The organism is Stenotrophomonas sp. YJH_SMC_101-4, from assembly GCF_059370395.1.
In genome coordinates, this window is sequence record NZ_JCAFTP010000005.1 from 262,825 (window position 1) to 276,118 (window position 13,294).

The 13,294-nt window shown below is 67.9% G+C and carries 12 protein-coding genes; all 12 read left to right on the plus strand.

Annotated features, from left to right (window positions below; translation table 11 throughout):
- The first annotated feature begins 138 nt into the window (after positions 1-138).
- The 12 genes from AC5P8D_RS17690 to gspD all read left to right on the plus strand — a co-directional run bounded on the left by AC5P8D_RS17690 (position 139) and on the right by gspD (position 12,822).
- The gene (locus AC5P8D_RS17690; protein WP_495203540.1) at positions 139-1,992 is read left to right on the plus strand and encodes a S8 family peptidase; all 1,854 of its coding nucleotides are present in this window, start codon (positions 139-141) and stop codon (positions 1,990-1,992) included.
- A gap of 136 nt (positions 1,993-2,128) precedes the next feature.
- Positions 2,129-3,853 carry a type II secretion system ATPase GspE gene (gene gspE / locus AC5P8D_RS17695; RefSeq protein WP_043402652.1) on the plus strand — a complete coding sequence of 575 codons (1,725 nt, stop codon included), beginning with the start codon at positions 2,129-2,131 and terminating at the stop codon, positions 3,851-3,853.
- A 24-nt stretch (positions 3,854-3,877) separates the two neighbouring features.
- Positions 3,878-5,098 carry a type II secretion system protein XpsF gene (gene xpsF, locus AC5P8D_RS17700; protein WP_057504182.1) on the plus strand — a complete coding sequence of 407 codons (1,221 nt, stop codon included), beginning with the start codon at positions 3,878-3,880 and terminating at the stop codon, positions 5,096-5,098.
- 49 nt (positions 5,099-5,147) lie between these two features.
- Positions 5,148-5,591 carry a type II secretion system major pseudopilin GspG gene (gene gspG / locus AC5P8D_RS17705; RefSeq protein WP_010482031.1) on the plus strand — a complete coding sequence of 148 codons (444 nt, stop codon included), beginning with the start codon at positions 5,148-5,150 and terminating at the stop codon, positions 5,589-5,591.
- A gap of 6 nt (positions 5,592-5,597) precedes the next feature.
- Entirely contained in the window at positions 5,598-6,092 is a 495-nt protein-coding gene (gene xpsH, locus AC5P8D_RS17710) for a type II secretion system protein XpsH (RefSeq protein ID WP_010482028.1), read from the plus strand.
- Complete coding sequence (gene xpsI, locus AC5P8D_RS17715; protein ID WP_010482027.1) at positions 6,089-6,508, plus strand: type II secretion system protein XpsI; 420 nt, start codon at positions 6,089-6,091, stop codon at positions 6,506-6,508. Before xpsH ends, xpsI begins: the two co-directional genes overlap by 4 nt.
- Positions 6,505-7,137, plus strand: coding sequence for a type II secretion system protein J (locus tag AC5P8D_RS17720; protein ID WP_099560094.1), 633 nt, complete (start codon positions 6,505-6,507; stop codon positions 7,135-7,137). Before xpsI ends, AC5P8D_RS17720 begins: the two co-directional genes overlap by 4 nt.
- Positions 7,134-7,997 carry a type II secretion system minor pseudopilin gene (locus AC5P8D_RS17725; protein WP_010482023.1) on the plus strand — a complete coding sequence of 288 codons (864 nt, stop codon included), beginning with the start codon at positions 7,134-7,136 and terminating at the stop codon, positions 7,995-7,997. The genes AC5P8D_RS17720 and AC5P8D_RS17725 overlap by 4 nt, the downstream gene beginning before the upstream one ends.
- Positions 7,994-9,139, plus strand: coding sequence for a PilN domain-containing protein (locus tag AC5P8D_RS17730; protein ID WP_495203541.1), 1,146 nt, complete (start codon positions 7,994-7,996; stop codon positions 9,137-9,139). The genes AC5P8D_RS17725 and AC5P8D_RS17730 overlap by 4 nt, the downstream gene beginning before the upstream one ends.
- Positions 9,114-9,827, plus strand: a complete 714-nt coding sequence (gspM, locus tag AC5P8D_RS17735) for a type II secretion system protein GspM (protein ID WP_010482015.1) — start codon at positions 9,114-9,116, stop codon at positions 9,825-9,827. Before AC5P8D_RS17730 ends, gspM begins: the two co-directional genes overlap by 26 nt.
- Entirely contained in the window at positions 9,817-10,611 is a 795-nt protein-coding gene (locus tag AC5P8D_RS17740; protein ID WP_010482014.1) for a type II secretion system protein, XpsN-like, read from the plus strand. Before gspM ends, AC5P8D_RS17740 begins: the two co-directional genes overlap by 11 nt.
- Before the next feature lie 9 nt (positions 10,612-10,620).
- On the plus strand, positions 10,621-12,822 hold the full coding sequence (gspD, locus tag AC5P8D_RS17745) for a type II secretion system secretin GspD (protein WP_159359784.1): 2,202 nt from the start codon (positions 10,621-10,623) through the stop codon (positions 12,820-12,822).
- Positions 12,823-13,294 lie beyond the last annotated feature (472 nt).

The window sequence follows — 13,294 nt, forward strand, 5'->3', positions numbered from 1 at the left end:
GGCCACCCACGCCGGCGCAGCACCTGCAGTGAGGGCCTGGGGGGAGGTCACGGCAATCCCGGCTGGGCCGGCCGGGAGTCGTCAAGGAATGATGGCCGCAGTGTTGGTTCGATCCATGACCCAGAAGAGGAATTCGACGTGATCAAGAAGCAGAACCTTCGCATCAATGTGCTTGCCGCCGCCGTGCTGTCGATGACGGCTGTCGGTGCCGTCCACGCCGCTGGACTGCCGACCCGTGAACCGGTGCGCCAGGCCAGCACCGCCCAGCCGGGAACCGAGCGCATCATCGTCAAGTACCGGGCCGGTGCTGCTGCCGCCACTGACCGCTCGGCGAAGCTGTCCACCGTGCAGTCCGCACTGACCCGTGCCAGCCTCTCCGGCGGCACATCCCGCGCCAGCACGCTCGGCCCGCAGGTGGTCCGCAAGCTGTCTACCGGGGCGGACCTCATCCGTGTGCAGGGCCGCCTGGCCCCGGCCGAACTGCAGCGCGTACTGAAAGAGCTGAAGGCCGACCCGTCGGTGCAGTACGCCGAAGCCGACGTGAAGCTGCGCCGCACCGAACTGCGTGCCGGCAACGTACAGCCGGCGCTGGTGCCGAACGATCCCTTCTACCAGCAGAACCAGTGGCATCTGCACAATGCGGTCGGCGGCATCAACGCACCGGCGGCATGGGATGTCTCGCAGGGTGAGGGCATCGTGGTGGCGGTGATCGATACCGGCATCCTGCCGCAGCATCCGGACCTGGTCGGCAACCTGCTGGAGGGTTATGACTTCATCAGCGACGCGGAGACCTCGCGGCGCCCGACCAACGATCGCGTGCCGGGTGCGCAGGACTACGGTGATTGGGTCGAGAACGACAACGAGTGCTATGACGGCTCACTGGCCGAGGACAGTTCCTGGCACGGCACCCACGTCGCCGGCACCGTGGCCGAGCAGACCAACAACGGCGTCGGCATGGCCGGTGTCGCCTACAAGGCCAAGGTACTGCCGGTGCGCGTGCTCGGTAAGTGCGGTGGCTACCTGTCCGACATCGCCGATGCGGTGGTCTGGGCATCGGGTGGCTCGGTGGCCGGCATTCCGGCCAACACCAATCCGGCCGAGATCATCAACATGAGCCTGGGCGGCGGTGGCGCCTGCGCCAGCACCTACCAGGACGCGATCAACGGCGCGATCTCGCGCGGTACCACCGTGGTGGTGGCGGCCGGCAATGAAGCCGACAACGCGTCCAAGTACCAGCCGGCCAGCTGCGAAGGCGTGGTGACCGTGGGTGCCACCCGCATCACCGGTGGCATCACCTACTACTCCAACTACGGCACCCGCGTGGACCTGTCCGGTCCGGGTGGTGGTGGCAGTGTGGACGGCAACCCGGGCGGCTACATCTGGCAGACCGGCTCCAATGCGGCCACCACGCCGGAATCGGGCACGCCGGGCTACATGGGCATGGGCGGTACCTCGATGGCCTCGCCGCATGTGGCCGCCGTTGCCGCACTGGTGCAGAGCGCGCTGATCGCCAAGGGCAAGGATCCGTTGACCCCGGCCGCGATGCGTACCCTGTTGAAGGAAACCGCACGTCCGTTCCCGGTCACCATTCCGGCGGCGACCCCGATCGGTACCGGTATTCTCGATGCCAAGGCCGCGCTGGCCAAGGCACTGGAAGAACCGTGCACCGAGAACTGCGGGCCGGTGGCCACGCCGCTGACCAACAAGGCCGCCGTGGGTGGCCTGAACGGTGCCGCCGCCAGCAGCCGCCTGTACAGCTTCGAAGCCGTCGCCGGCAAGCAGCTCAGCGTGATCACCTACGGTGGCACCGGCAATGTCTCGGTCTACATCGCGCAGGGGCGTGAACCGAGCGCCAGCGACAACGACGCCAAGTCGACCCGTCCGGGCACGTCCGAGACGGTGCGGGTGAACAAGCCGGTGGCCGGTACCTACTACATCAAGGTAGTCGGCGAAGCAGCCTACAACGGCGTGAGCATCCTTGCCACGCAGTAAGCTGGAACTGTCGTAATTGAATGGCCGAAGCCCGTCATCCCGTGTGACGGGCTTCGTCTTTTTACGAAAGGTGGTGGAGGGGCGGCGGAAATCATGGCTTAACTGTTAAAGTCGAGCCGATTGACAGGAGAGTCATGTGAACGCGCTTGCTGCTACCGCCGCTGCCGACAACGCTGAAGGCCGCATCTTGGATGCGCTGCTGGCGCGCGGCCGGCTGAAGGAAGGCGATCTGGCACGTGCGCGGCCGCTGCACGCAGAGGCCGGCGGCAGCCTGCTGGGCCTGCTGGTGCGGCTGGGGCTGGTGTCCGAGCGTGACCAGGCACAGGCCAGCGCCGAAGTGCTGGGCCTGCCGCTGCTGGAAGGCAAGCAGCTGCCGGAAGCACCGCCACAAGGGCTGGCGGAAGGCCTGCCGTTGTCACTGCGCTTCCTCAAGCAGTTCCACGTCTGCCCGCTGGCCCTGGATGAACAGGGCGTACGGCTGTGGCTGGCCGACGCCCACGATCCCTACCCGCAGCAGGCGGTGCAGCTGGCACTGGGCGTGCCGGTGACGCCGGTGCTGGGCATGCGTGCGGAGATCGATGACCTGGTCGAGCGCTGGTTCGGCCAGGGCCGCAGCGCGATGGGCGCGATCGTCGAAACCGCCGATGGCGAGGGCGGTGCGGTCGATGACATCGAGCACCTGCGCGACCTCGCCTCGGAAGCGCCGGTGATCCGCCTGGTCAACCTGGTGATCCAGCGTGCGGTGGAGCTGCGCGCTTCGGACATCCATGTCGAACCGTTCGAGAGCCGGCTGAAGGTGCGCTACCGCGTCGACGGTGTACTGGTGGAGGGCGAAAGCCCGCCGGCCAACCTCACCGCGGCGGTGATCAGCCGCATCAAGATCATGGCCCGGCTCAACATCGCCGAGCGCCGCCTGCCGCAGGACGGTCGCATCATGCTGCGCGTGCAGGGCAAGGAGCTGGACCTGCGCGTGAGCACGGTACCGACCGCGCACGGCGAAAGCGTGGTGATGCGATTGCTGGACCGCGAAACGGTGGTGTTCGATTTCCACCGCCTCGGCTTCACCGATGCGTTCCTGCCGCAGTTCCGCAAGGTGCTGGAGCAGCCGCACGGCATCCTGCTGGTGACCGGTCCCACCGGCTCGGGCAAGACCACCACGCTGTACACCGCGCTGAGCCAGCTCAATACCGCCGACGTCAAGATCATCACCGTTGAAGACCCGGTCGAATACCAGATCGAGGGCATCAACCAGATCCAGGCCAAGCCGCAGATCGGCCTGGACTTCGCCAACGCCCTGCGCAGCATCGTGCGCCAGGATCCGGACATCATCATGATCGGCGAAATGCGCGACCTGGAAACCGCGCGCATTGCGATCCAGTCGGCGTTGACCGGCCACCTGGTGCTGTCCACCCTGCATACCAACAACGCAGCGGGTGGCATCACCCGCCTGCTCGACATGGGCGTGGAAGACTACCTGCTCACGTCCACCATCAACGGCATCCTCGCCCAGCGCCTGGTGCGCCGGCTGGAACCGACCCACGCCGAGCGCTATGAGGCCTCGCCGGAGGAAATCGAACGCTTCGAGCTGCGCCGCCTGCAGCCGGAAGGGCCGATCCACCTGTATCGCCCGAAGCCCTCCGCGCTGGCGCCGACCGGTTATCTCGGCCGCACCACCATCATGGAATTCCTGGTGATGAACGATGCGCTGCGGCGCGCGGTGATGCGCCGCGATGGCATGGGCGAGATCGAACGCATCGCCCGCGAAGCGGGCATGCGCACGATGTACGAAGATGGCCTGTCCAAGGCCCTCAGTGGCCAGACGACCATCGAGGAAGTCCTGCGTGTCACCGAGGAAAGCTGATGCGCGCAGGACGCCGGGGCTGACATGCCGACCTACCGTTACAAGGCACTGAATCCGCACGGCGAGATCTTCGACGGGCAGATGGAAGCGGCCAGCGAGGCCGAACTGGTCGCGCGCCTGCAGGACCAGGGTCATCTGCCGATGGAAACGCAGCTGGCCGATGGCGGTGCGATCGGCGGCAGTACCTGGCGCAACCTGTTCCGCCAACGGCCGCTGCAGGGCGCGGCATTGCTGCAGTTCACCCAGCAGCTGGCGACACTGCTTGGTGCAGGCCAGCCGCTGGATCGCGCGCTGTCAATCCTGCTCGGCCTGCCGGAAGACGAACGCTCGCGCCGTGCGATCACCGACATCCGCGATGTGGTGCGCGGTGGTGCGCCGCTGTCGACCGCACTGGAGCGCCAGCATGGGTTGTTCTCGCGCCTGTACGTGAACATGGTGCGTGCCGGTGAGGCCGGCGGCAGCCTGCACGAAACCCTGCAGCGCCTGGCCGACTACCTCGAACGCAGCCGGGCCCTGCAGGGCAAGGTGATCAACGCGCTGGTGTACCCGGCCATCCTGCTGGTGGTGGTGGGCGGTGCGCTGCTGTTCCTGCTCGGCTACGTGGTGCCGCAGTTCGCGCAGATGTACGAGAGCCTGGATGTGGCGCTGCCGTGGTTCACCAACGCGGTATTGCAGCTGGGCCTGTTCGTGCGTGACTGGTGGGTGTTGCTGCTGGTGGTGCCGGCAGTACTTGCGCTGTTCTTCGAACGCAAGGCACGGCAACCGGCCTTCCGGCTGGCGCTGGATGGCTGGCTGCTGCAGCGTCGCAGCATCGGCCGCCTGCTGGGTGAACTGGAAACCGCGCGGCTGGCCCGCACGCTGGGCACCCTGCTGCGCAATGGGGTGCCGCTGCTGGGTGCCCTGGGCATCGCCCGCAACGTACTGGGCAACCGCGCGCTGGCCGCCGATGTGGAAGCCGCCGCGGATGAAGTGAAGAACGGTACCGGCCTGTCGCTGGCGCTGTCGCGCGGCAAGCGTTTCCCGCGCCTGGCGCTGCAGATGATCCAGGTCGGTGAGGAATCCGGTGCACTCGATACCATGCTGCTGAAAGCGGCCGATACTTTCGAACAGGACAGCGCCCGGCGCATCGACCGCCTGCTGGCGGCGATGGTGCCGGCGATCACCCTCGTACTGGCCTCGGTGGTCGGCGCGGTGATCGTCGCCGTGCTGGTGCCGCTGTACGACCTGACCAATGCCATCGGTTGACGATGGATCCCTACGCAACCCCGACACTCCGCAACTGAAAGGACCGACCATGATTGCTTCCCGTCGACCGATCCGCCTTTCCTTCACCGCCGCGCGCAACCAGTCGGGCATGAGCCTGCTGGAGATCATCATCGTCATCGTGCTGATCGGCGCAGTGCTGACCCTGGTCGCCAGCCGCGTGCTGGGTGGCGCCGACCGCGGCAAGGCCAACATCGCCAAGGCACAGGTGCAGACCGTCGCATCCAAGGTCGACAACTACCAGATCGATACCGGCAAGCTGCCCGGCTCGCTCAATGATCTGGTGACTGCACCGGCTGGCGTCGGTGGCTGGTTGGGCCCGTATGCCAAGCCGGCCGATCTGAACGATCCGTGGGGCCATGCGCTGGAATACCGCACGCCGGGCGAAGGCCAGCCGTATGAGCTGATCAGCCTGGGCAAGGACGGCAAGGCCGGCGGCAGCAGCGTCGACGCTGACATCCGCTACCAGCCGTAACCGGGCATGTCGCATTTCCTGCCGCGCCGGTTGCCACGCCCGCGCCTGCCCGGCAGGCGCGCAGCGGGCCTGTCGCTGCTGGAAATGCTGCTGGTGATCGCGCTGATCGCCGCGATCGGCCTGATCACCGCTGCCGGCCTGTCGCGCGGTTTCGCCGGCATGCAGCTGCGCAGCGCCGGCAAGGACATCGCCAACCAGCTGCGCGTGGTGCGCGCGCAGGCGATCGCCCGGGGCGAACCGCAGCGCTTTGTCATCGAGCCGGCCAAGCGGCGCTGGGAAGGCGCCAACCAGCGCCACGGCGACGTGCCGGCACAGCTGCAGGTGCAGTTCGAAGGCGCCGCGCAGCTGGCCACCGCGCCAGGGCAGGGCGTGATCGAGTTCCATCCCGACGGCGGCTCCAGCGGCGGTCGCATCCGGCTGCAGCGTGATGATGCCGAATGGCGCATCGACGTGGGCTGGCTGACCGGTGAGGTCCGCTCCGGCCCCTGGCGGGCGCAATGAAGCGGCGCGCCCGCGGCTTCACCCTGCTGGAAGTGATCATCGCCTTTGCCCTGCTCGGGCTGGCGCTGACCCTGCTGCTGGGCAGCCTGTCAGGCGGCGCCAGGCAGGTGCGTGAGGCCGAACTGCGCACGCGCGCAATACTGCATGCGCAGTCGTTGCTGGCCGAAACCGGCGTCGCCACGCCGCTGCAGGTGGGCAGCCAGCAGGGCGACTGGGAGCAGGGACGCTACCACTGGGAACTGCAGGTGCAGCCGTGGGTGGAGCCACGTGCAGGCAGCGTCGTGCAGACACAGTCAGCCGGTGCCCCCTGGCTGGCCGAACTGCAGCTGCAGGTGCGTTGGGGTGACAGCGAACGCGAGCAGCTGCGCTGGCGCAGCCTGCGCCTGCTGCCGCCGGACCTGGAGCGTGCGCGATGACGCGCCGTGCTGCAGGTTTCACGCTGGTTGAAGTGATGCTGGCCACGGTGCTGTTGGCCGGTGGCCTGGCGCTGGCGTTCGCCAGCGTGCGCTCGGCGATGGCGGTCAGCCAGCGTGGCGAGCAGATTGCGGTCGAGAGTGAGCGCATGCGCGCGGTGCAGGCCCTGTTGCGGCGGCAGCTGGCCGGTGCGCTGCGCACGCCGCTGGAAGTCCCCGATCCCACCCGCGAACCGATCTTCTTCCAGGGCGAAGAACAGCGCATGATGTTCGCCGCTGATCTCCCGGGTTACCTCGGCCGTGGCGGAGCCTACCTGCACGCGCTGCAGGTGGACGGCCGCGATGGCCAGCAGCGCCTGCTGCTGGACCTGGTGCTGCTGCAGGAAGGCGAGCGCATCGCCGAAAATCCGCCGCGCCCACCGGAAGTGCTGGTGGAGAACCTGAAGTCGGTGCAGCTGCGCTATCGCGGCATCGATGCCAGTACCGGCCAGATGAGCGACTGGATGCCGCGCTGGGACGATACCCGTCGCCTGCCGATGCTGGTGGAGATCCAGATCGTGCCCGCCAAGGGGGCGCCCTGGCCCACGCTGGTGGTGGCACCGCGCGCTGGCGGCAGCGGAGGCGCGCGATGAACCGGCAACACGGTGCGGCACTGGTCCTGGTGCTGTGGTTGATCGCATTGATGACCGCGCTGGTCGGTGCGTTCGCGCTGAGCGCACGGGTCGAGCATCTGCAGCAGCGGGTGCTGGATGACGACGCACGCGGCCAGGAACGGGCGCGCGCCGGCCTGGAGTACGCGCTGCTGCGGCTGTCCGCCGATCCGCTGCGGGCGCCCTGGCGTGCCGATGGCCGCACCTACCGCTGGCAGTTCGATGACGCCAGCATCGAGATCAAGGTGCTGGACGAGAACGGCAAAATCAACCTGAACCTGGCCGACGTGACCCTGCTGACCGCGTTCCTCAAGGCGCTCGGCGAAGACGAAGGGGCGGCCCGGCAGATGGCCGGCGCCATTGTCGACTGGCGTGATGAAGACAGCCTGCTGCAGCCGGGTGGTGGCGCCGAAGCGCCGGACTATGCGGCGGCCGGGTTGCCGTATGGCCCGCGCAACAAGCGTTTCGAGACGCTCGGCGAACTGCAGCGGGTACTGGGGATGCGCGGTCCGCTGTACAAGGCCATGCTGCCGCACCTGACCCTGTACAGCCGCCAGGCGCGCCCGGATCCCCAGTTCGCCAGCGCGCCGGTGCTGACCGCACTGGGCCTGGATGCGGATACCGTGCTGGCGCAGCGCGCGCAGCAGGAGCGTGACGCAGATACCGCTGGCGGTGCGACAACGCTTGCCAGCAGCAGCGGCACCTATAGTATCGAGTCTCGTGCAACCGATGGCAGTGGACGCCGGTCGGTGTTGCAGGCAGTGGTACGCAATGGCTCGGGCGGGGTTCCCGGGCGGTCCTACACAGTGCTTCGCTGGGAGCAGGGAATGACAGCAAGATGACGGCATGGCAGGACAGTGTGCGGCAGGTGCAGGGCCGGATCGGCCCTGGCGCCGGCCGTTTCCTGCGCTGGTGGCGGCAATCGCTGCTGGCCTGGGTGCCGGCGCGTTGGCAGTGGGCACTGGGCTGGGCACAGGCGCGCCTGCTGCTGCAGCGCCAGGGTGACCAGCTGCATGTCTGGCGAGAGGCCGGTGAGCGCCGCGAAGCGGTGGCCAGCGTGCCGTGGCCGCTGTCGCCGGCCGAACTGGACCGCGTGCTGGAACCGCGACTGCGCAGCCTGCCGAGGGCGTGGCTGCTGCCGGCCAGCGAAGTACTGCGTCGTCATCTGCGCCTGCCTGCGGCTGCAGCCGACCGCCTGCGCGCCGTGGTCGGTTTCGAGATCGACCGCCAGACGCCGTTCGAATCCAGCCAGGTCAGCTATGACGTGCGTGAACTCGGGAGCGCGGCCGAAGGCCAGCTGCAGGTCGAACTGGTTGCCTGGCCATTGCGCCAGCTTGAAGCGTGGAGCGCCAGCGTGGGCGAGTGGGCCGATGAACTGGCCGGTGTCGATGCCATCGACGCCCACGGTGACCCGCTGCAGGTGAATCTGTTGCCGCCGGGGCAGCGCCAGCTGCGGGTGGATCCGACGCGGCGCTGGAATGTGCTGCTGGCCGTGGCCGCGCTGGTGATGCTGGTGCTGGCGGCCCTGCAGCTGCTCGACAACCGCCGTGCCGCCGCCGATGAGCTGCGTGCGCAGGTTGAACGCAGTGCGCGCAGTGCGCGTGGTGTCGCCAGCGAACGCGCGCAGCTGCAGGCACTGATCGATGGTGCCGCATTCCTGGAAAAGCAGCGCAGCCAGCGCGCCGGAACGGTGGAAATCTGGAATGAACTGACCCGGCGCCTGCCGGAGGGCACCTACCTGGAAAAGCTGGCCATCGAGAACAACAACCTGCAGCTGATCGGCCTGAGCCGCGAGGCCTCGCAGCTGGTGCAGCTGCTGCAGGATGCGCCGCAGTGGCGCAAGGTCAATCTGACCGGCGTACTGCAGGCCGATGGCGCCGCCAGTGGCCGTGACCGCTTCACCATGACCGCCGAACTGCAGCCGTTGCCGGCTGCGGCCCCGACCCGGGAGGCGGCCGATGCCGATGCCAAGCGCACGCCGTGACCGCTGGCTGGCACTGGCGCTGCTGCTGGCAGTGCTGGGCCTGGCCTACCTGCTGCTGGTGCACCCTTGGTTCACCCAGCCGCTGCGCGAAATCGATGCCGACGTGGCCGCCCTGCGCGAGCGCGAACAGCGCGTGCAGGCGCAGCTGCAGCAGCAGCCGCAGATCGAACAACGCCTGCGCGCCACCCGCGAGGCACTGCAGCAGCGGCCGGGCTTCCTGCGTGAAGCCACCGCCGAAGCTGCAGCCGCTGCGCTCGGCGCGAAGCTGCAGGATGCGGTGGCGATGGCCAGCCCGGGCAACCGCAGCTGCACCATCAGCAACCGCACGCCACTGACCGACAACCGTCGTGACGCCGAGTTCGTGCGCGTTGCCATGCAGGTGCGCCTGCGTTGCGGTGTGGCCGAACTGGCCACGGTGCTGCACAGCCTGGAAACCGGCAGCCCTCGCCTGTTCGTCGACAACCTCAACCTGATCGCGCAGCGCTTCCAGCAGTCGCCGAATGAATCCGGGCTGGGCCTGGACGTGTCGTTCGAACTGGCCGGCTACCTGCTGCCCGGTGCCGCTGCCGATGGCGCTGCGCCGGCACCTGCAGCCGAGCCGGGCGCGGCGCCGCAACCGCCTTCGGCTGCACCGGCACCCTCACCGGCTGTGCCGGAAGAGGGGCAGGAGGTGGCCGATGAAGCTTGAGCAGATCAGCCTGCGCACCGGTTTCCTTCTGGCACTGGCCGGCTGGGCGGCAGCGGTCTGGCTGGCCACCGGCTTCGGCCTGGGCAGCCAGCTGCCAGGTGCCGATGGCGATGCCGATGCAGTGCCTTCGTTGCCGGTGCTGCCGCCGTTGGCCGCAGAACGCATGGCCAGCGCCGACAGCTACAGTGCCATCGGCGAGCGACCGCTGTTCGCCGAGGACCGCAGGCCGAAGCCCTACCTGCTCGGTGGCAGCGAGCCTGCCGCCAGCGCCGCGCTGCGCCTGACCGGCGTGCTGCTGACCGGCGACTTCGGCATGGCCACCTTCACCACCGAACAGAACCGTTCGTTGCGCCTGCGCCTCAACGGTGAAGCCGTCGACGGCTGGCAGCTGGTGGCACTGCAGCCGCGCCAGGCCACCGTGATCGGCCCCGGTGGCAACCAGGTGCTGGAACTGGCGGTCTTCAACGGCCAGGGCGGTGAGCCGCCGACCGTGCTGCGCGGCGCCAACGGTGCGCCGCCGGCAGGTGCGATCGTTGTGCCGCCCCCGGCAGGTGCTCCGCCGACACCGCCGCCGGCTGCGGCAACCCCATCGCCGTCGCCTGCTGCCAGTACGCCCGCGCCCTCGGCTGCGGCGGCCGCCACACCGCCTGCCACCAACAACGGCCCCAGCGAAGCGCAGATGCAGGCCATCCGCGAACGCATCCAGGCCCGTCGCCGCCAGCTGCAGCAACAACAACAGCAGCAACAACCGTCGCCGCCCCCGGGCGATGGCACCAACCGATAGAGTGAATGCATGAGCCTGCGTTTCCTTCCCTGGTCCTTTGCCCTCGCGCTGCTGGTCGGCTGCAGCACCGTGTCCGCGCCGCACGTGCAGCGCAAGGGCAATCTGTCGCCCACTGCCGAGGCCGGCCAGGCGGCCAATGTCGCCGCGGATGCTGCCCGTGACGCCCAGGGCGCTCCGCAGGCAGTGATCCGCCGTGGCACCGGCACCATGATCAACCGCGAAGCAGCACGCGCACCGGCACCGGCACTGCATGGCGCCAGCACCGGTGAAGCAACCTTCAATTTCGAAGGCGAATCGGTGCATGCGGTGGTCAAGGCCATCCTCGGTGACATGCTGGGCCAGAACTACGTGATCGCACCGGGGGTGCAGGGCACGGTCACCCTGGCCACGCCCAAGCCGGTGTCGCCGGCGCAGGCGTTGAACCTGCTGGAGATGGTGCTGGGCTGGAACAACGCACGCATGGTCTACAGCGGTGGCCGCTACAACATCGTCGCCGCGGACCAGGCGCTGGCCGGTACGGTCGCGCCGAGCACGGCGCCCGCTGCCAGTGCGCGAGGCTTCGAGGTACGGGTCATCCCGCTGCAGTTCATCTCCGCCACCGAAATGAAGAAGGTACTGGAGCCATATGCGCGGCCCAATGCCATCGTCAACGTCGACAGCGGCCGCAACGTGATCACCCTGGGTGGTACCCGCGCCGAGCTGGAAAACTACATGCGCACCGTCGAGATCTTCGACGTCGACTGGCTGTCGGGCATGTCGGTGGGCGTGTTCCCGATCCAGTCGGGCAAGGCCGAACAGGTGGCTGCCGACCTGGAGAAAGTGTTCGGCGAGGAGAGCAAGACGCCCAGCGCCGGCATGTTCCGCTTCCTGCCCCTGGAAAACGCCAACGCGGTGCTGGTGATCACCCCGCAGGTGCGCTACCTGGACCAGATCCAGCAGTGGCTGGACCGCATTGATACGGCCGGTGGCAGTGCCCGCCTGTTCTCCTACGAGCTGCGCTACATCAAGGCGCGTGACCTGGCCGAACGGCTCAGTGAAGCCTTCGCCAGCAGCGGCAACCGTGGCGGTTCCAGCCCGGCCTCGCTGGCCCCGGGTGCGATGCCGTCGCAGCTGGGCAGCGACGGCGACCGTGGCATGGACAGCAACAACAACAGCAGTTTCGGCTCGACCCCGGGCAGCGGTTCCAGTGGTGCCGGCAACGGCAGCATGAACCTGCCGCAGCGCCAGTCCGGCAACGTCAGCGTCAGCCTGGAAGTGGAGGGCGATCGCGTGGGCGTGTCGGCGGTGGAGGAAACCAATACCCTGCTAGTGCGCTCGACCCCGCAGGCCTGGCGCTCGATCCGCGAGGTGATCGAGAAGCTGGACGTGATGCCGCTGCAGGTGCACATCGAAGCGCAGGTGGCCGAAGTCTCGCTGGACGGTGACCTGAAGTACGGCGTGAACTGGTTCTTCGACAACGCCGTGGCCGGGCGCGCACTGACGGGAGCCCTGGGCGGCGTGACCCTGCCGGCAGCAGCGGGTGGCTCCTGGAGCAGCTTCGCCGGTGCCGCGACCGGTGGCGAAGGCCTGGGCTGGGCGTTCACCGGTCACAATGGTGCGGCGGTGGTGAGCGCGCTGGACAAGGTCACCGATGTACGCCTGCTGCAGACCCCCTCGGTGTTCGTGCGCAACAACGCCGAGGCCACGCTCAACGTGGGCGACAAGGTGCCGATCAACACGACTACGGTGAACACCGGCATCGGCACCAGCAGCTACAGCTCGGTGCAGTACATCGACACCGGCGTGATCCTGAAGGTGCGCCCGCGCGTGACCCGCGACGGCACGGTGTTTCTCGACATCGTGCAGGAAGTGAGCAGCGCCTCGAACGTGCCTGACAACTGCAATCCGACCGAGCGTAACTGCAACCCGAGAATTTCCACCAAGAAGCTCTCGACCGAAGCAGCGGTGCAGAGCGGCGACACCATCATGCTGGCCGGCCTGATCACCGATTCGGCCACTGATGGCAGCAGCGGCATTCCCGGCCTGAGCCGGATTCCGGTGGTGGGCGCGCTGTTCGGGCAGAAGAGCCGCACCAGCCGTCGTTCGGAGGTGATCGTGCTGCTGACCCCGAGCATCGTGCGCAACAGCCAGGAAGCACGCAATCTGACCGACGAGTACAGCCAGCGCTTCCGCGCGATGGAACCGCTGAACCAGCCGCGCGCAAAGAAGTAAGGGGGTTGCGGCAGGGCTGCGCCCTGCACCCGCAGAGGCTGAAGCTGGAGCAACGGCAACAGCAACAGCAACAGCAACAGCAACAGCGGGTTTACTGAGGGATGGCGGGGCACTGTGGGTTTGCGGGGACGCCGTAAACCCGTCCATGGGGGCTTGGTCGCCGCATCCATGCGGCTCACACCCCGCAAACCCACAGTGCCCCGCCTTCGACAGTTTCCTGCTGCTGTTGGTAGGTGTCGACCTTGGTCGACACGATCCACGCCATGCGTGGATGACTCTCCATCGAAATCGAATATTTCGATATCTGTGAGATCTGAGCCGAGCATGGCTCGGCTCTACAGAAGAGCAGGCAGGTCGCGGAAATCTGTCGAAGGCGGGGTGGGTCCGGTTGCGGGGGCGTGAGCCGCATGGATGCGGCGACCGAGCTTACATGGACGTACTTGCAGCGTCCCCCGCAACCGGACCCACCCCG

Bases quoted from the DNA above. Each gene is read 5' to 3' on its own strand.
- xpsF (WP_057504182.1), top strand. From the start codon at position 3,878: ATGCCGACCTACCGTTACAAGGCACTGAATCCGCACGGCGAGATCTTC.
- gspG (WP_010482031.1), top strand. From the start codon at position 5,148: ATGATTGCTTCCCGTCGACCGATCCGCCTTTCCTTCACCGCCGCGCGC.
- xpsH (WP_010482028.1), top strand. From the start codon at position 5,598: ATGTCGCATTTCCTGCCGCGCCGGTTGCCACGCCCGCGCCTGCCCGGC.
- xpsI (WP_010482027.1), top strand. From the start codon at position 6,089: ATGAAGCGGCGCGCCCGCGGCTTCACCCTGCTGGAAGTGATCATCGCC.
- AC5P8D_RS17720 (WP_099560094.1), top strand. From the start codon at position 6,505: ATGACGCGCCGTGCTGCAGGTTTCACGCTGGTTGAAGTGATGCTGGCC.
- AC5P8D_RS17725 (WP_010482023.1), top strand. From the start codon at position 7,134: ATGAACCGGCAACACGGTGCGGCACTGGTCCTGGTGCTGTGGTTGATC.
- AC5P8D_RS17730 (WP_495203541.1), top strand. From the start codon at position 7,994: ATGACGGCATGGCAGGACAGTGTGCGGCAGGTGCAGGGCCGGATCGGC.
- gspM (WP_010482015.1), top strand. From the start codon at position 9,114: ATGCCGATGCCAAGCGCACGCCGTGACCGCTGGCTGGCACTGGCGCTG.
- AC5P8D_RS17740 (WP_010482014.1), top strand. From the start codon at position 9,817: ATGAAGCTTGAGCAGATCAGCCTGCGCACCGGTTTCCTTCTGGCACTG.
- gspD (WP_159359784.1), top strand. From the start codon at position 10,621: ATGAGCCTGCGTTTCCTTCCCTGGTCCTTTGCCCTCGCGCTGCTGGTC.